This window comes from Ferrovibrio sp., assembly GCF_046297595.1.
Taxonomy (GTDB): Bacteria; Pseudomonadota; Alphaproteobacteria; order Ferrovibrionales; family Ferrovibrionaceae; genus Ferrovibrio.
The window spans coordinates 591529-607866 of the sequence record NZ_JBKBHT010000001.1 but is presented as its reverse complement, the minus strand read 5'-3'; the positions used below and the strand labels follow the sequence as shown (position 1 = coordinate 607866).

The window sequence follows — 16338 nt, the reverse complement described above, 5'->3', positions numbered from 1 at the left end:
TCAGCCGTTGCGGGTTTCCAGCAGGCGGCGGGCGATCACCTGCGCCTGGATCTCGGCCGCACCCTCGAAGATGTTGAGGATGCGCGCGTCGCACAGCACGCGGCTGATCGGATATTCCTCGGCATAGCCGTTGCCGCCATGCACCTGCAGGGCGTTGTCGGCATTGGCCCAGGCGATGCGCGCGGCCAGCAGCTTGGCCATCCCGGCTTCCAGGTCGCAGCGGCGGCCCTGGTCCTTCTCGCGCGCGGCGAAATAGCAGAGCTGGCGCGCCAGCATGGTTTCCACCGCCATCCAGGCGATCTTGCCGTGCACGCGCGGGAAGCTGTAGATCGGCTTGCCGAACTGGACGCGCTCGTTGGCGTATTTCAGGCCCAACTCCAGCGCGCATTGCGCCACGCCGAGTGCGCGGGCGCCGGTCTGGATGCGGGCGGATTCGAATGTCTCCATCAGCTGCTTGAAGCCCTGACCCTCGCGCTGGCCCAGCAGGTTCTCGGCTTTCACCTCGAACCCATCGAAGCCGATCTCGTATTCCTTCATGCCGCGATAGCCCAACACCTTGATCTCGCCGCCGGTCATGCCTGCGGCGGGGAATGGATTGGCATCGTCGCCGCGCGGTTTTTCGGCCAGGAACATCGACAGGCCCTTGTAGCCTTTCTCGCTCGGATCGGTGCGCACCAGCAGGGTCATCAGATCAGTGCGGGCCGCATGGGTGATCCAGGTCTTGTTGCCGGTCACCTTGTAGACATCGCCATCCTTCACCGCGCGGGTGCGCAGGCTGCCGAGATCGGACCCGGTATTCGGTTCAGTGAACACGGCAGTGGGTAAGATTTCACCGGCGGCCAGCTTGGGCAGCCACTGCTTGCGCTGCTCTTCCGTGCCGCCGCGCAGAATCAGTTCTGCGGCGATCTCGGCGCGGGTGCCAAGCGAACCGACGCCGATATAGGCGCGGCTGAGTTCTTCCGACACCACGCACATGGCCATCTTGCCCAGGCCGTGGCCGCCGTATTCCTCCGGGATGGTCAGGCCGAAGACGCCCAGCTCGGCCATCTCGGCGACGATCTCCATCGGAATGAATTCATCGTTGCGGTGCCAGTCATGGGCAAAGGGTGCGACCTTGTCTTCGCCGAAGCGGCGGAACTGCTCGCGGACCATGCCCATGGTCTCGTCGAGGCCTAGCTCGCCGAAATCGCCGGTCGAAAGGCCATCCTGGATCAGCTCGCCGATCCGCCCGCGCACCGCAGCAGTATTGCCTTCTTGGATCAGGCGCTGCACCGGCGCGGTCAGGAAGGCCAGCAGGGCATCGGAGGTGATGCCGAGGTCGGCTGGGCGGCAGACTTCCACCTGGCTCATCGGGATGCCGCCCTGCATCTGGGCCAGGTATTCGCCAAAACCGGCCTGCAGGATCAGTTGTTCCAGCTCGCGCAGCTTGCCCTCTTCCTGCAGGCGCTCGGCCCAGTGCAGGCTTTCCTTGAGGGTCGCCACATAGGTCGCCAGCCAGGCCAGGCCATGGGCGGCGAACTGTTCCTCCTCCAGGCGCGCGCCGTCGATACGGCCATCCGCGCCGCGCACCAGCTGCGCCACTGCCGCCGTGGCATGGGCCGCCAGTTGTTCCGCCGCCTTCAGGGCAGCAGCACAGGTGGGTAGCAGGTCCCCGATCAGGAGAGACTGGGTGGCAGGAGCGGGCTTGGCGGCAGCAGACATCGTTGCGCTCATCGGAAAGAGGACTTTGAAAAGGTGCAGCCGGCAGGGTCGCCCCTGCCGGCTGGTCAGCGTCGAGAAGGGTTAGGAATTCCCCGCTTCGATCGCATCTTCAACGGTGCGCAGGCCAGGCACCTTTGCGCTCACCAGCACGGCCATGTTGCCGGGCTTGTGCTGGTTCTTCCACATCTTGGTATGGGCGCGCGGGATGTCGGCCCAGCTGAACACTTCCGACATGCAGGGATCGAGGCGGCGTTCGATCACCAGCTGGTTGGCCTGGCTGGCCTGCAGCAGGTTGGCGAAGTGGCTGCCCTGGATGCGCTTCTGCCGCATCCATACAAAACGTGCGTCGAAGGTGATGTTGAAACCGGTGGTGCCGGCACAGAACACAACCATGCCGCCGCGCTTCACCACGAAGCACGAAACCGGGAAAGTCTGCTCGCCGGGATGCTCGAACACGAAATCGACGTCGTTGCCCTTGCCGGTGATATCCCAGATCGCCTTGCCGAACTCACGGCACTTCTTCATGTAGGCGCCGTATTTCTCGGTATCCATGACCGGCGGAAGCTGGCCCCAGCAATCGAAGTCGTTGCGGTTGATCACGCCCTTGGCGCCCAGGCTCATGACGAAATCGCGCTTCGATTCATCCGAGATCACGCCGATGGCATTGGCGCCGGAGATGGCGATCAACTGGATCGCCATCGAGCCGAGGCCGCCGGCGGCGCCCCAGACCAGCACATTCTGGCCCGGCCGCAGGATATGCGGACGGTGACCGAACAGCATGCGATAGGCGGTGGCGAGCGTCAGTGTGTAGCAGGCGCTCTCTTCCCAGGTCAGGTGCTTCGGCCGCGGCATCAACTGGCGCGACTGCACGCGGGCGAACTGCGCGAAGCTGCCGTCTGGGGTCTCGTAGCCCCAGATGCGCTGGGTCGGCGAATTCATCGGGTCGCCGCCGTTGCACTCCTCGTCGTCGCCGTCGTCCTGGTTGCAGTGGACGATCACCTCATCGCCGACCTTCCAGCGCTTCACGCGTCGGCCGACGGCGTAGACGATACCCGAGGCATCGGAGCCGGCGATGTGATAGGGGGCCTTGTGCACGTCGAAGGGAGAGATCGGCACGCCCAGGCCGGCCCAGACGCCGTTGTAGTTCACGCCGGCGGCCATCACGAGGATCAGCACTTCGTCGGCATCGATCTCGGGCGTCGGCAGCACTTCGAGCTGCATCGACTCCTCGGGCGGCCCATGGCGCTCGCGACGGATCGCCCAGCCATACATCTGCTTGGGCACATGGCCCAGCGGCGGGATTTCCCCCACCTCGTAAAGATCCTTGTAACTGCCGGATTGCGCCTTCTGGGCTTGCCCCGCATTTGCTGTCTGCAGCGTCACCACAGATCCACCCGCATTCGACATGGCGAAACTCCTTTGCCTTTCGCTGTCCCTGTACAACGCTCTTGCCGAGCTTTGATTTCTTCTCTTGTTGGGCCCTGCCAGCCGGGATTAGCCTTGCCGGGCGCCATGAGACGGTGTCGTTACAAAACGGTTGCTATCTTTTTGCGATGGCGAAAAAATGGCAAGATCGTTTTGCAATGCAGCAGAGGTTATGATATTTCCGTTGTGCGACGCAATAGGTAATGAAATAACCTAAGGTCAACTTGACACGGAATAAAATTATGTCCGCGACTCGCCCCAGTGACGTTACCACAGCGACCTCTCTTCGCAAGCGCGAAAAGGCGGGTCCGGAGAAGCCCTGGCTGTTCCGCACCTATTCCGGCCATAGCTCGGCCAAGGCCTCGAATACGCTGTACCGGACCAATCTTGGCCGGGGCCAGACCGGCCTGTCGGTGGCCTTCGATCTGCCGACCCAGACCGGCTACGACAGCGATCATGTGCTGGCCCGCGGCGAAGTGGGCAAGGTAGGGGTGCCGATCTGCCATCTGGGCGACATGCGGGTGCTGTTCGACCAGATTCCGCTGGCGCAAATGAATACCTCGATGACGATCAATGCCCCTGCGGCCTGGCTGCTGGCGCTTTATATCGCCGTGGCCGAGGAGCAGGGCGCGAAACGGTCCGACCTGAACGGCACCGTGCAGAATGACATCATCAAGGAATACCTCTCGCGCGGCACCTATATCTTCCCGCCGGCGGCCTCGATGCGGCTGATCACAGACGTGATCGCCTTTACCTATCGTGAGTTGCCGAAGTGGAATCCGACGAATGTCTGCAGCTATCACCTGCAGGAAGCCGGCGCCACACCGGTGCAGGAACTGGCCTATGCGCTGGCGACCGCCATTGCCGTACTGGATGCGGTGCGCGATTCCGGCCAGGTGCCCGAAGCCGATTTCGCCCAGGCCTTCGGCCGCATCAGCTTCTTCGTCAATGCCGGCATCCGCTTTGTGACCGAGATCTGCAAGATGCGCGCCTTCGTCGACCTGTGGGAAGAAATCGGCAGGGAACGCTATGGCGTCACCGATCCGAAGGCTTTGCTGTTCCGCTATGGCGTGCAGGTCAATTCTCTTGGCCTGACCGAACCGCAGCCGGAGAACAACGTGTATCGCATCCTGCTCGAGATGCTGGCGGTGGTTCTGTCCAAGAAGGCGCGGGCGCGGGCCGTGCAGCTGCCGGCCTGGAACGAGGCCCTGGGCCTGCCGCGCCCCTGGGACCAGCAATGGTCGCTGCGTCTGCAGCAGATCGTGGCCTATGAAACCGATCTGCTGGAATACGGCGATCTGTTCGACGGCAATCCCGCGGTGAATGCCAAGGTCGAGGAACTGAAGGCCGCCGCGCGCGCCGAACTGAAGCGCATCGAGGATATGGGCGGCGCGATCCAGGCTGTGGAGACCGGCTATCTCAAACAGGCGCTGGTGGAAAGCAATACCGCGCGTGTGCGCGGCATCGAAACCGGCGAGATTACGGTGGTCGGGGTCAACAAATTCACCGAAAGCGCGCCGTCGCCGCTGGTAGCATCCGAAGGCGGCGCCATCATGACGGTCGATCCGGCTGCCGAATCAGAGCAGATCGAGCGCCTGAAGGCCTGGCGCGCCAGCCGCGATCAGAAGGCAGTGAATGCCGCACTGGCCGAACTGGAAGCCGCTGCGCGCGACGGTCGCAACATCATGGAACCCAGTATCAAGGCGGCCAAGGCCGGCGTCACCACTGGCGAGTGGGCCGCCGCCCTGCGCAAGGTGTTCGGCGAATATCGCGCGCCGACCGGCGTGGCGGCCGCCAGTGGGGCGCTCGCCAATGACGGCATGGACGAACTGCGCGCGGAGGTGAAGGCCGTGGCCAAGCGCCTGGGCCGGCCGCTCAAGCTGCTGGTCGGCAAGCCGGGCCTGGACGGCCATTCCAACGGCGCCGAGCAGATCGCGGTCAAGGCGCGCGACTGCGGCATGGAGGTGGTTTACGAGGGCATCCGCCTCACACCCGAGCAGATCGTCGCGGCGGCGCTGGAGGAAGGCGTGCATCTGGTCGGGCTGTCGATCCTCTCGGGCAGCCATGTCGAACTCGCCACTGACGTCATCCAGCGCATGCGCGCCGAGGGCATCGGCGACGTACCGGTGGTGGTGGGTGGCATCATCCCGCCCGAGGACGAAGCCCGCTTGAAAGCCTCTGGAATCGCCGGTGTGTTCACGCCAAAGGATTACGACCTCACCGCCATCATGCGGGCCATCGTCGCCCTGGTCGACCGGACCTATTCCGAAGCGGCGTAAAAGCACGGCGGCGATTGCGCTTGGTCAAACCTTCGCCATGCCGGCGGGGTTAGAATAAGCCATGACCGATCCCAATCCCGCCGATATAACCAAGCTGTTCGCACCGGCACCTGACGATGTGATCGAGACGCATGTCTCGCGCGTCTTCCTGACGGGCGACCGGGCCTGGAAGCTGAAAAAAGCCGTGGCTCTGCCTTATGTCGATTTCTCCACCCTGGAGAAACGGCGCATCGCCTGCGAACGCGAAGTGATGCTGAACCGGCGTACCGCGCCGCAGCTTTACCTCGCCTCCCGTGCGGTCTATCGCGATCCGGCCGGCCGTTTGTCATTGGATCCACAAGGCGCGCCCATCGAATGGCTGGTCGAGATGCGGCGCTTCGATGCGCACAAAACGCTGGACCACCTGCTGGCCGATGGCGCCGTAACGCCGGCAATGATCGTGGCGCTGGCCGCCGACATCGCGGCCTTCCATGCGCACGCCGGACGCGTGGACCGCGAGGCCACGGCCATGGTTGCACAGACCATCGCACTGAACGATGCCGCCTTCGCCAATCTGCCGGCCGGTGCGTTGCCGGCGGATGAATTGGCCGGTTTCCGTGCCGCGTTGCAGGCCGAAATCGAGCGCCGACGGCCGGCCCTGCTGCAGCGGCGCGCCGACGGCCGCATGCGTCATGGCCATGGCGACCTGCATCTGCGCAACATCGCGGTGATCGACGGCCAGCCCGTGCTTTTCGACTGCCTGGAATTCGACGACGACCTCGCCGCCATCGACACACTGTATGATCTGGCTTTCCTGCTGATGGATCTTGTGCAGCAGCGGCGCGGCGACCTGGCCAGCCTGGCGCTGAATACCTGGCTGGAGGCTATGCCCGACGATGCGGGCATGGCCCTGTTGCCGCTCTATGTGGCGCTGCGGGCCGCGATCCGCTGCCATATCGCGGCACTCACCGAAGCCGGCAGGCCAGAAGCCACGCGGTATCTGGCGCTGGCGTGGCAGGCGCTGAAGCCACCGCCACCGCGCCTGATCCTGGTCGGTGGGTTGTCCGGCACCGGCAAGACCACACTGGCCCGCGCGCTGGCGCCGGATTTCGGCGGTCTCTGCGGCGCGGTGATCCTGCGCAGCGACACCATTCGCAAAAACCTGCACAACGTGCCGGTTTTGCAGCGCCTGCCGAAAGACAGTTACACGCCAGACAGCAGCCGTCGCGTCTATACCAGCTTGCTGGAGCGTGCCCGTGTCTTGCTGCAGGGCGGCGCGAGCGTGATTCTCGATGCGGTTTATGGAAAACCGGACGAACGGGAGGCCGCTGCCGCCCTGGCGCGCGAAATGGGTTGCCGCTGCGACGGGCTGTGGCTCACGGCGGCGCCCGAGATTCTGACCGCGCGGGTGGCAGCGCGGCGCAACGATGCTTCCGACGCCACCGAAGACGTCGTGCATTGGCAGTTGCAGCATCTGTCGCCGCCGGTCGACTGGAAAACAGTCGATGCCGGGGCGGGCCCCGAGGAAACCCTGCGGCGGGCCAAATCTGTTATGGCCTGAAGGACGCGCCCGGGCTGGCATCCGGTCGATCTTGCTGCTATCGAAGGGGCGATTACGGACGAGGGAGTATCCCGTGTTTCGCTTCTCGCGCTGGATCCGGCCGCAGACGGTGGCTGGTCGCGTTATCGCCAGCCTGCTTTTCGGCCTGTCGCTGCCTGTGGTGCTGTTCGGCATCCTGCTGTTCCGCACCCATGGCTATGAACCCATGGGCTTGTGCCGTCCGGTGCCGGCTGCCCAAGGCCATATCCCCATCGATATGAGTCGCGGTAGCGGCATTCCCACCACCTGCGGCATCGACTGGGCTTTCGTGCTGACCAACATGCTGCTGCCTGGCCTGGGCTTCACTTTGCTGGCCTATCTTCTGATGACTTTGCTGAAGCGCGCCGAAGGAAAGGCCTGACTCGGCAAAAAAAGCCCGGCGGATTACGCCGGGCTGAGGGGACGGGAGGCGGGGAGGATGCGTCTCTCTTCAGGAGACGTAGTCGAAAGTCCCATACAGGCTGATGCCTGATATGGCACTGCCGGTGTTGAAGCCCAGGCCCAGGCCGGGTTCGAGATACAGCGGCCACAGCAGTTGCGCGTTCGTCGCGGTCACGCCCGCCGGGCCGCTGACCGGATTGGCGATCAGGATCGCCCGCATCGTGGCCGAGGGGCCGAGGGGCGGCGGCGGCGGCGCGCTGCTCTGCTGCAGGTTCACATCGGCAAACAGCATCGGCGGGGTCGATCCGCCGCCGCTGGAAATGGCGACGATGATGGCGTTGCGCAGAATGATGCCGCGCGTGTTCATGCCGGATGGGATGACGGTCATCTGCGGCAGGGAGGGAACAGTCGGGTAGTTGAAGGTTAACTGGCCCAGCAGCTGGACCGGCGCTTCGTTGACCATGGATTTCCCCTAGCTGGTGGCGTGAGGGTATGTCCTCACGTGCAGGGATCGTATCAACCATCAGTCTATGAGTCTCTAATGAATACTCTTATAGGTATATGTCTGTTTAAAGAGAAACCGTGGGTGGAACCCGCCCGGCCGCTGCTGACCGGGCGGGTTCAATTCCCCGCTTGCCGGGTGGCTATTTGATCTGTCCGAGCTGGCGCAGCAGCCCCATGTCGTCGGTACGGCGCCAGTGCTCGACGATTTTGCCGCCTTCGATGTGCTCGATCTGCATCTGGTCCACCTCGATCCGCTTGCCGGTCGGCGCCATGCCGAACAGGTCGCCGGTATGGGTGGCGCGCAGGGTGACCCGCACGGCCACCTTGTCGGGCGCGATCACCATGTCCTCGATGGTGTAATGCATGTCGGGCAGGCCGATGCGCATGGCGGCTACAATGGGCTTCAGTCCGGCCGGACCGGGTAGCGGATCGGGCAAGCCGGGACTGTGGTTGACGTATGCGGGATGCATCAGTTCATCCAGCACGTCCAGCTTTCCCTGGTTCCAAACCTCCTCGAAATAGCGTTCGATCAGGCGTCGATTCTGTTCGATGCGGTCGCCGGCGAAATCGCCGGCCTGCGCGGGGCTGATGCTCAGCAGCGCTGCAGCAAGGGTGGCGGCTGTGGTCTGTTTCGGATTCATGGCGGGTCTCCGGTTTACGAACGACTCTCCCCATACGCCGCCGCCTTGTCATGCGTCCAATGCATGATATTGATAATCACCATGCATGAAGCGGATTTACGTGGAATCGATTTCCAGTTGCTGGTGGGGCTGCGCGCCCTGATCGAGGAGCGCAGCGTGTCGCGCGCGGCGAAACGCCTCAATCTCAGCCAGCCGGCGATGAGCCGCGTGCTGGCACGCCTGCGCCTGCTGTTCAGCGATCCGCTGCTGGTGCGCGGCCGTCAGGGCCTACTGCCAACGCCGCGTGCCCTGACGCTGCAGCCCGCACTCGGCCGTCTGCTGGAGGATGCGGCGCGGCTGGTGGCGCCGCAGAAATTCGATCCGCTTGCCGCGACCGGCGCCTTCCATATCGCCGCGAACGATTACGCGGCACAGGTGGTGCTGCCCGACCTGTTCGCCCGCCTGCGCGCCGCTGCGCCGAAGATGGACATCAACATCCGGCCCAACGACGCCCAGGCCCTGGAGGGCCTGGAATCCGGCCGGCTCGACCTGGCATTGGGCGTGTTCCGCGAAGCGCCGGCCGGTTTCTACCGGCAGGAACTGATGCGCGACCATTTCGTGGTCTTGCTGCGCCGGGCACATCCGGCGTTGAAGGCAAGGCTCAGCATGGCAGCCTATCTGAAGCTGCCGCATCTTTTCGTCACCCTCAGTGGCCAGGGCGTCGGGGCGGTCGATGCCGCGCTGAAACAGCAGGGGCACGAACGCCGCATCGCCGCGCGTGTTTCCACCTTTATGGCCGTACCCGGTATTCTGCAGAATACCGATCTTGCGCTTACCCTGCCGGCCTTGCTGGCTGGGTATCTCTGCCGGGACAGGTCGTTGAAACGGGCCGAACTGCCTTTCCGCATCGCCCCTTTTGCCATTGCCCAGTTCTGGCATGAACGCCGCCAGGCCGACGCCGCCCATGTCTGGCTGCGGCGGCAGGTGAAGGAAAGTCTGGTCAGAGCGAAATCGCTCGGTTAGCGGGGGAGCCGGACATCTCTTGAAATCCGCCCGGGCGCTCCCATCTCTGTGACACTGGGTCCGGGCCCCTCTGGCAGCCGGTGGCTGCGATGTCGGACTCTTCCACCTGATGAGCGCCGTAGTTTTGTGAACCGGCGCTCTGATCTTGGGAGGTCTTGAATGTCTGAGGCGTTCGCTCAGTTCCATCACAACGCATATGGCTATGTCTCTGGGCGCAATATTGAGGCGCGCCGGCGTCTGGAGGCGCTGGCGCGACTGCTCGACAGTGCGGTCCGCATTCCCGGCACCGATATCCGCGTCGGCCTGGATGCGGCGCTGAATGTCATCCCCGGTATCGGCACGCTAAGCGCCAAGGCGATGGCTGGCTATCTTGTCTGGGAGGCTCGCCGGCTTGGCGTCCCAGCCGGAACCATCCTGCGCATGGCCGGCAATGTCGGGGTTGATCTCGTGATCAGCGCGATTCCGGTGGTGGGCTGGTTCGGCGACATCTTCTATCGGGCCAATATCAGGAATATCGAACTGTTGCGCGAACATCTCGACCATGCCGAAGGCATGATCGATGCAACACGCGGCAGGGAGGGGCAGTGATCATGCAGCGCGCCATCTGGATCATCGCGGCGGTCGCATTCTTCGCATGGTCGGTGCTGGCCTGGCTGGGCAATGCCATGCTCGGCTGGCTGGCCGAGTTCGTGGCCGGTAATGCCGGCCAACTCACGGTTGGTGACGAGCTGGCCGGTTGGCTGTCTTGGGCCGCTGCATTGGCTGATTCCGCTGGCGGCGCGCTGATCGTGATCATCTGGCTGCTCGGCAGCGTGACAATTGCCGTTGCGGCCGTAGTCATCTCGCGGCTGGCGCAATGGCATAGCGGATCGCAGCGATCCCATGCCTATAAGACACTGCCGCCCGGCTGGCGCCGATGAAACGGCGCTGACCGGGCGGCTTGATCGGCGGACTGCTTCAGCTCAGCGACAACCAGAGGGCATAGGCATAACCGGCCAGCAGTGCACCGCCGCCGCCCAGTGCCAGATACAGGGCGAAGACCTGCCGCCGTACCAGGCCCCAGACGGCCATCATGGCGGGGATCGAGCTGACACCGCCGGCGGTCATGAAGGCCAGCCCAACGGCCGGGCTCATGCCCAGGTCGATCAGGCCCGAGACCAGGGGGATGGCGGCATAGCCGTTCAGATAGGCGGGCACGCCGGTGATCACGGCCAGCGGCATCGCCGTCCAGTTCGCCGCACCCAGCCAGCCGGCAATGGCCTCGCCCGGGAGATAGGCCACCATCAGGCTTTCCAGCAGGAAGGCCAGGGTCATCCAGCGCAGCAGCTTCCAGCCATTATCGGCCGCATCGGTGACGAAGACCTGCGCGCGGGCCGGCTCGTGCCAGAACCGCCAGACCGGCTTCGGCTGCGCGGTGCCGTTTAGTGTTTCATTCATCCAGCGCCGCGCGGCGGCCGAACGCGGCGGACGACGCAGGCTTTCGCTTAAGCCACCCGCCCTCATCAGCGCCATGGTGATGAAGCCGGCAAACAGCCCCATGCCGATGGCGGCAAAGGTCTTGGCCACGGCAAACTCAAGTCCCAGTCCGCCGGCGGTAAGCAGGAACATGTTGGGGTCCATGATCGGCGAGGCGATCCAGAAGGCCATCACCGGCGCCAGCGGTACGCCCGCGCCGAGCAGACCGCTGATCAGCGGGATCACGCCGCAGGAGCAGAAGGGCGACAGCGCGCCGAACAGTGCGGCCAGCAGCACCATGCGGCTTTCGCGGCCGGTGAAGGCATGCGCCACCAGCCGGTCGGCGCCGCTTGCCTTGATCCAGGATGCCGCCAGCACGGCCATCAGCAGGAACGGCGCGATGCTGGACAAGGCCGCTCCGGTGAAGCGGAGGCTGGCTAGCGCCTGTTGCGGAGTCAGCACGGCCAGCACCAGGGGAATGGCGATGATCGCCAGCAATAGCCAGTCGGGCTTGGCGATCAGCCGCCGCCAGGATGGCTGCGGGGGCAGGGCGGAATGGGTGGCTTCGGTCATCATCATCTCCATATTTCCAGTAAAGTGGTTATTTATGGGCAAAAATTTTTCGCAGGTGAGGGCTATGCGGCCTGGCCGCGGCGGGCTTTCGGCGCCACACCTACGCAGCATTCGCGTTTCAGGAACTGCATGGCCTCGTTCATCGCCGTGAAATTCGGCCGACAGATCACGCTGCGGCCCTGCTTCTCCTGCTCGATCAGCCCGGCGCCATTCAGGCCACGCAGGTGAAACGACAGGGTGGACAGTGGAATGTCCAGCTCGGCCTGGATATCGCCGATACTCAGACCCTCCGGCCCTGCCTTGATCAGCAGCAGCAGAACATCCAGCCGGGTGCGGTTGCCCAGCTCGGCGAACAGGCGTGCGGCAGTATCGATATCCATGCTCATGGCGGGGAGTATAACGCGGGGCGGTGACAATGCAACCATTTTACTAGTTATGTAAATGAATACGACTGTATGTATATTCGACTTCCAGCGTAGACTAGGCGGGTACGGAAGTTTCTCGTTAATATCAATGCTTAATCAAGGGTAGGGCTTGATAAGCTTCTGGGGGATTTTTTTATGGCTGTTCCCAAATTCGATGGGTTCTTTTCGCCGTTGCTTAAGGCGCTGCATGAGCTTGGAGGCTCAGCAACAGTGGCGGAGCAGGAAAGTGCTGTTGCTAAAGAATTACGTCTCTCCGAAAAGGAAGTCGCCGAAATTCACCGAGGAAGCCGAACTAAGGTGAGTTATCGATTGGCTTGGGCGCGTAATTACCTCAAGTGGTATGGCTTAATCGAAAACTCTAAAAGAGGCGTTTGGTCGCTTACAACAAAAGGCCTGCAAACAAAGGAAATCGATAAAGAAGAAGTGAAGCGCACTGTTCGTGGGATGAAGAGTCTTATAGGCAGCGTTGAGGACGCCGATAGTCCCAAAGAAGATGCACTAGATACATGGGAAGACGAACTTCTGGAATTAATAAAGAAGGTTCCGCCGGATGCCTTCGAACGTTTATGTAAGCGTCTACTTCGCGAATCCGGTTTTACTTCTGTCGAGGTGACAGGTAGGCCGGGGGACGGTGGGATTGATGGTAAAGGTGTTGTGCGGCTAGGTGGTATTCTGTCGTTCCATGTTCTTTTCCAATGTAAACGATATAAAGGTACGGTTTCTCCGTCCGTAGTTCGCGATTTTCGCGGTGCCTTAGTGGGGAGAGCCGATAAGGGATTGATAATTACCACTGGAACTTTTTCTAGGGATGCGCAAGCAGAGGCGCAAAGAGATGGAGCGACGCCCATTGACTTGATTGACGGAGAGTCGCTTGTGGAGAAGCTGAAAGAGTTAGGAATAGGAGTCCACGTTCAAACAAAAACTGTGGAAGAAGTCGTTATTGATAAAGAATACTTTTCTAAGCTTTAATTAGCTAGGTATCTAAGAATTAGAGAATTAAACAAGTTGAAAGAACCGCCCGGCCATCGCTGGCCGGGCGGCTTTGTCTTCCACGATAGGCCGGCGGCTTATTCCGCCGCCGCCTTGTCTGCCGGCGCGCCGTTGGTGCCGGGTTTCCAACGCAGCACCGGGGCGCGGGCGGCGCGGGTTTCGTCCAGGCGGCGGCGCGGCGTCATGTAGGGCGCGCCGCGGAACCAGTCGGCCTGGTCGCCCTGCTTGGCCTTCTCGGCCAGGCCACGCAGGGTGCCGACGAAGGTATCCACGCTGTCCTTGCTCTCGCTCTCCGTCGGCTCGATCAGCATGGCGCCATGCACCACGAGGGGGAAATACACCGTCATCGGGTGATAGCCCTCGTCGATCATCGCCTTGGCGAAATCCAGCGTGGTGACGCCGGTATCCTTCAGGAAGCGGTCGTCGAACAAAGCCTCGTGCATGCACGGACCCTCGAAGCTGGGTGTCATCACGTCCTTCAGCGAGGCCATCACGTAATTGGCCGACAGCACGCTGTCTTCCGCCACCCGCTTCAGACCGTCGGCGCCATGGCTCATCATGTAGGCCAGGGCGCGGATGAACATGCCCATCTGGCCGTGGAACGCCTTCATGCGGCCGAAGCTCTTGGCGTCGCCGCTCTCGATGAGGCCGAAGCCATCCTTGCCATGCACCACGTAGGGCACCGGCACGAAATCCTTCAGTGCCTCGGAGAGCACGACAGGGCCCGAACCCGGACCGCCGCCGCCATGGGGGGTGGAGAAGGTCTTGTGCAGGTTGATATGCATGGCGTCGATGCCGAGGTCGCCCGGTCGCACCTTGCCGACGATGGCGTTGAAGTTGGCACCATCGCAATAGAAGAAGGCACCGGCGGCATGCACCATGTCGGCCACCTTGCGGATGTCGCGCTCGAACAGGCCGCAGGTATTCGGATTGGTCAGCATGATCGCCGCCACGTCCGGGCCCAGCTTGGCCTGCAGGGCATCGAGGTCGACGCGGCCATCGGCGGTGGCCGGGATCGGATCGACCGTGTAGCCGCACAACGCCGCCGTGGCCGGGTTCGTACCGTGCGCAGATTCTGGCGCAAGAATCCGTTTGCGCACATCGCCGCACGCCTTCAGTGCCGCGCGGATCGCCATCAGGCCACACAGTTCGCCATGGGCGCCGGCGGCGGGCGACATCGCCACGGCCGGCATGCCGGTCAGCTTTTTCAGCCAGCCGGCAAGCTGGTCGATCAGTTCCAGCGCGCCCTGCACGGTGGACACGGGCTGCAGCGGATGCAGGTCGCCCAGGCCGGGCAGGCGCGCCATCTTCTCGTTCAGGCGCGGATTATGCTTCATCGTGCAGGAGCCCAACGGATACAGCCCGGCATCGATGGAGTAGTTCTTCTGGCTCAGCCGCACGAAATGGCGGATCACCTGCGGCTCGCTCAGGCCCGGCAGGCCGATTTTCCCGGAGCGCTTCAGGCCACCGAGGCGGTCGGCCACTTTCGGCGGCGCGGGCAGGTCCACGCCGCTGCGACCCTCGACGCCCTGCTCGAAGATCAGGGCCTCTTCCATCTGCAGGCCGCGGTTGCCGGTGATGGTGCCCACCGCTGCGCTGTCGGCGGCCTGGTTCGGTGTGGTGGGGCGTCCCTGGCGGTTCAGCATCACAGCACCTCCTTCAGGGCGGCGACAAGCTTGTCCATGTCGCCTTCGCTATTGGTTTCGGTGGCGGCAATCAGCAGCACGTTCTCCATGGCCTTTTCGCCCGGGAAGAGCCGCGCCGCCGGCACGCCGCCGAGGATGTTCCTCGCCACCAGTTTTTCCACCACATCGGTTGCCGGCCTGGGCAGAGTGACGGCGAATTCGTTGTAGAAGGCCTGCGGCACGATGCTCACGCCCTTGATCGCCGCAAGCTTCTCGGCCAGTTGCGCGGCCTTGCCATGATTGATCTCGGCCAGCCGGGTGAAGCCAGCCTCGCCCAGCAGGCTCAGGTGGATGGTGAAAGCCAGCGCGCAGAGTCCGGAATTGGTACAGATGTTGGAGGTGGCCTTCTCGCGGCGGATATGCTGCTCGCGGGCCGACAGCGTCAGCACGAAGCCGCGCCGGCCATCCTGGTCCACCGTCTCGCCGCACAGCCGGCCCGGCATCTGGCGCACATATTTCTCGCGCGTGGCGAATAGGCCGACATACGGCCCGCCGAAACTCAGCGGCACGCCCAGAGCCTGGCCTTCCGCCACCACGATATCGGCGCCCATGGCGCCTGGCGGCGTGACAAGACCCAGCGAAGTGACTTCCGTCACCACCACGACCAGCAGAGCGCCCTTGGCCTGGCAGGCCTTGGCCAGCGAGGACAGGTCGCGCAGATGACCGAACACGGTCGGGTTCTGCACCACGACGCAGGCGGTCTGGTCGTCGATCAGGCCGCTCAGGTCTTCATTGCCGGCCAGATCGGTGGGGGCGGCCACATGCGGCTGGTCGGTCTGATCCATCAGGGTGCCGACCACGTCGCGGTAATGCGGATGCAGTCCGCCCGACAGCACGGCCTTGGCCTTCTTGGTGATGCGCTGGGCCATCAGCACGGCTTCGCCGGCCGCCGTGGCGCCGTCATACATCGACGCATTCGCCACATCCATGCCGGTGATCATGCTCACCTGGGTCTGGAATTCGAACAGGTATTGCAGCGTGCCCTGGCTGATCTCGGGCTGATACGGCGTGTAAGAGGTGAGGAACTCCGAACGCTGGATCAGGTGGTCGACGGCGGCCGGCACATGATGGCGATAGGCCCCGGCGCCCAGGAAGAACGGCACATCCATCGGCGAGACATTCTTCTTCGCCAGCGCCGCGAAAGCACGCTCGACTTCCAATTCCCCCTGGTGCGGCGGCAGGTCGATGGCCGGGTTCAGCGCACCGGCCGGCACATCCTTGAACAGCGCATCGATATTGGGTACGCCGATCACACCCAGCATTTCGCTGCGATCGGCTTCGGTCAGACCGAGATAGCGCATCTCGCGCTCCTTGCGTCAGAGGGTTTTCAGATAGGCGTCGTAGGCGGCCTGGTCCATCAGGGCGTCCAGTTCGGCCTTGTCGGACAGCTTCAGCTTGACGAACCAGCCATCGGTCTGCGCCGCGCGGTTCACCAGCGCCGGGTCGTCGGCAATCGCCTGGTTGCTTTCCACCACTTCGCCGCCGGCCGGGGCATAGACTTCGCTCGCCGCCTTAACGGATTCCACCACCGCCACTTCGGCGCCGGCCTCGACCTTCTTGCCCGGCGCGGGCAGGTCGACGAACACGACGTCGCCGAGCTGGCTCTGGGCGTAATCGGAAATGCCGACGGTGGCGACGTCGCCATCGAGACGGATCCATTCATGGTCCTTGGTGTAACGGGTGGTCATGGATCGTCTC

16 protein-coding genes are annotated in these 16338 nt (G+C 63.4%); 7 read left to right on the top strand and 9 right to left on the bottom strand.

All coding sequences use genetic code 11. The features are described from left to right. Positions 1 to 1701, bottom strand: coding sequence for an acyl-CoA dehydrogenase family protein (locus ACK4FJ_RS03045; protein ID WP_409763838.1), 1701 nt, complete (start codon positions 1699 to 1701; stop codon positions 1 to 3). 81 nt (positions 1702 to 1782) lie between these two features. Further along, positions 1783 to 3108, bottom strand: a complete 1326-nt coding sequence (ccrA, locus tag ACK4FJ_RS03040; RefSeq protein ID WP_409763835.1) for a crotonyl-CoA carboxylase/reductase — start codon at positions 3106 to 3108, stop codon at positions 1783 to 1785. Positions 3109 to 3368: 260 nt separating this feature from the next. Here ccrA and ACK4FJ_RS03035 point away from each other — a divergent pair, with 260 nt between their 5' ends. The 3 genes from ACK4FJ_RS03035 to ACK4FJ_RS03025 all read left to right on the top strand — a co-directional run bounded on the left by ACK4FJ_RS03035 (position 3369) and on the right by ACK4FJ_RS03025 (position 7345). Continuing rightward, the gene (locus ACK4FJ_RS03035) at positions 3369 to 5405 is read left to right on the top strand and encodes a methylmalonyl-CoA mutase family protein (RefSeq protein WP_409763832.1); all 2037 of its coding nucleotides are present in this window, start codon (positions 3369 to 3371) and stop codon (positions 5403 to 5405) included. Between the two features lie 61 nt (positions 5406 to 5466). After that, complete coding sequence (locus ACK4FJ_RS03030; RefSeq protein ID WP_409763829.1) at positions 5467 to 6945, top strand: AAA family ATPase; 1479 nt, start codon at positions 5467 to 5469, stop codon at positions 6943 to 6945. Positions 6946 to 7018: 73 nt separating this feature from the next. Beyond that, a complete protein-coding gene (locus tag ACK4FJ_RS03025) occupies positions 7019 to 7345 on the top strand; it encodes a hypothetical protein (protein ID WP_409763826.1) in 327 nt (108 codons plus the stop codon). A gap of 69 nt (positions 7346 to 7414) precedes the next feature. Here the strand turns inward: ACK4FJ_RS03025 and ACK4FJ_RS03020 are convergent, their stop codons facing one another. Both ACK4FJ_RS03020 and ACK4FJ_RS03015 read right to left on the bottom strand, forming a co-directional pair. Next, the gene (locus ACK4FJ_RS03020; protein ID WP_409763823.1) at positions 7415 to 7828 is read right to left on the bottom strand and encodes a hypothetical protein; all 414 of its coding nucleotides are present in this window, start codon (positions 7826 to 7828) and stop codon (positions 7415 to 7417) included. Between the two features lie 181 nt (positions 7829 to 8009). Then, entirely contained in the window at positions 8010 to 8510 is a 501-nt protein-coding gene (locus ACK4FJ_RS03015; RefSeq protein ID WP_409763820.1) for an ester cyclase, read from the bottom strand. An 81-nt stretch (positions 8511 to 8591) separates the two neighbouring features. On the opposite strand from ACK4FJ_RS03015, the gene ACK4FJ_RS03010 reads away from it, so the two are divergent. The 3 genes from ACK4FJ_RS03010 (at position 8592) to ACK4FJ_RS03000 (ending at position 10432) form a co-directional block, all read left to right on the top strand. Next, positions 8592 to 9512 carry a LysR family transcriptional regulator gene (locus ACK4FJ_RS03010; RefSeq protein WP_409763817.1) on the top strand — a complete coding sequence of 307 codons (921 nt, stop codon included), beginning with the start codon at positions 8592 to 8594 and terminating at the stop codon, positions 9510 to 9512. Between the two features lie 159 nt (positions 9513 to 9671). Beyond that, entirely contained in the window at positions 9672 to 10100 is a 429-nt protein-coding gene (locus ACK4FJ_RS03005; RefSeq protein ID WP_409763814.1) for a DUF4112 domain-containing protein, read from the top strand. Positions 10101 to 10102: 2 nt separating this feature from the next. Continuing rightward, entirely contained in the window at positions 10103 to 10432 is a 330-nt protein-coding gene (locus ACK4FJ_RS03000) for a hypothetical protein (protein WP_409763811.1), read from the top strand. A 37-nt stretch (positions 10433 to 10469) separates the two neighbouring features. Here ACK4FJ_RS03000 and ACK4FJ_RS02995 read toward each other — a convergent pair whose 3' ends face one another. Then, the gene (locus ACK4FJ_RS02995) at positions 10470 to 11546 is read right to left on the bottom strand and encodes a permease (RefSeq protein ID WP_409763808.1); all 1077 of its coding nucleotides are present in this window, start codon (positions 11544 to 11546) and stop codon (positions 10470 to 10472) included. Positions 11547 to 11602: 56 nt separating this feature from the next. Beyond that, positions 11603 to 11926: an ArsR/SmtB family transcription factor gene (locus ACK4FJ_RS02990; protein ID WP_409763805.1), complete on the bottom strand. Its 324-nt coding sequence runs from the start codon at positions 11924 to 11926 to the stop codon at positions 11603 to 11605. Positions 11927 to 12100: 174 nt separating this feature from the next. On the opposite strand from ACK4FJ_RS02990, the gene ACK4FJ_RS02985 reads away from it, so the two are divergent. Continuing rightward, on the top strand, positions 12101 to 12934 hold the full coding sequence (locus ACK4FJ_RS02985; RefSeq protein WP_409763802.1) for a restriction endonuclease: 834 nt from the start codon (positions 12101 to 12103) through the stop codon (positions 12932 to 12934). Positions 12935 to 13032: 98 nt separating this feature from the next. Here ACK4FJ_RS02985 and gcvPB read toward each other — a convergent pair whose 3' ends face one another. From gcvPB to gcvH, 3 genes are read right to left on the bottom strand one after another with little or no spacing between them, the layout of a single operon-like run. Continuing rightward, on the bottom strand, positions 13033 to 14601 hold the full coding sequence (gcvPB, locus tag ACK4FJ_RS02980) for an aminomethyl-transferring glycine dehydrogenase subunit GcvPB (RefSeq protein ID WP_409763799.1): 1569 nt from the start codon (positions 14599 to 14601) through the stop codon (positions 13033 to 13035). Continuing rightward, positions 14601 to 15941 carry an aminomethyl-transferring glycine dehydrogenase subunit GcvPA gene (gene gcvPA / locus ACK4FJ_RS02975; protein ID WP_409763796.1) on the bottom strand — a complete coding sequence of 447 codons (1341 nt, stop codon included), beginning with the start codon at positions 15939 to 15941 and terminating at the stop codon, positions 14601 to 14603. The genes gcvPB and gcvPA overlap by 1 nt, the downstream gene beginning before the upstream one ends. 15 nt (positions 15942 to 15956) lie before the next feature. After that, positions 15957 to 16328 carry a glycine cleavage system protein GcvH gene (gene gcvH / locus ACK4FJ_RS02970; protein ID WP_409763793.1) on the bottom strand — a complete coding sequence of 124 codons (372 nt, stop codon included), beginning with the start codon at positions 16326 to 16328 and terminating at the stop codon, positions 15957 to 15959. Positions 16329 to 16338: the final 10 nt, after the last annotated feature.

Coding starts and splice junctions, on each gene's coding strand:
- ACK4FJ_RS02985 (WP_409763802.1), top strand. CDS start 12,101: ATGGCTGTTCCCAAATTCGATGGGTTCTTTTCGCCGTTGCTTAAGGCG.
- ACK4FJ_RS03020 (WP_409763823.1), bottom strand. CDS start 7,828: ATGGTCAACGAAGCGCCGGTCCAGCTGCTGGGCCAGTTAACCTTCAAC.
- gcvPB (WP_409763799.1), bottom strand. CDS start 14,601: ATGCTGAACCGCCAGGGACGCCCCACCACACCGAACCAGGCCGCCGAC.
- ccrA (WP_409763835.1), bottom strand. CDS start 3,108: ATGTCGAATGCGGGTGGATCTGTGGTGACGCTGCAGACAGCAAATGCG.
- ACK4FJ_RS02990 (WP_409763805.1), bottom strand. CDS start 11,926: ATGAGCATGGATATCGATACTGCCGCACGCCTGTTCGCCGAGCTGGGC.
- gcvPA (WP_409763796.1), bottom strand. CDS start 15,941: ATGCGCTATCTCGGTCTGACCGAAGCCGATCGCAGCGAAATGCTGGGT.
- ACK4FJ_RS03000 (WP_409763811.1), top strand. CDS start 10,103: ATGCAGCGCGCCATCTGGATCATCGCGGCGGTCGCATTCTTCGCATGG.
- ACK4FJ_RS03015 (WP_409763820.1), bottom strand. CDS start 8,510: ATGAATCCGAAACAGACCACAGCCGCCACCCTTGCTGCAGCGCTGCTG.
- ACK4FJ_RS03010 (WP_409763817.1), top strand. CDS start 8,592: ATGCATGAAGCGGATTTACGTGGAATCGATTTCCAGTTGCTGGTGGGG.
- ACK4FJ_RS02995 (WP_409763808.1), bottom strand. CDS start 11,546: ATGATGATGACCGAAGCCACCCATTCCGCCCTGCCCCCGCAGCCATCC.
- ACK4FJ_RS03030 (WP_409763829.1), top strand. CDS start 5,467: ATGACCGATCCCAATCCCGCCGATATAACCAAGCTGTTCGCACCGGCA.
- ACK4FJ_RS03045 (WP_409763838.1), bottom strand. CDS start 1,701: ATGTCTGCTGCCGCCAAGCCCGCTCCTGCCACCCAGTCTCTCCTGATC.
- ACK4FJ_RS03005 (WP_409763814.1), top strand. CDS start 9,672: ATGTCTGAGGCGTTCGCTCAGTTCCATCACAACGCATATGGCTATGTC.
- ACK4FJ_RS03035 (WP_409763832.1), top strand. CDS start 3,369: ATGTCCGCGACTCGCCCCAGTGACGTTACCACAGCGACCTCTCTTCGC.
- gcvH (WP_409763793.1), bottom strand. CDS start 16,328: ATGACCACCCGTTACACCAAGGACCATGAATGGATCCGTCTCGATGGC.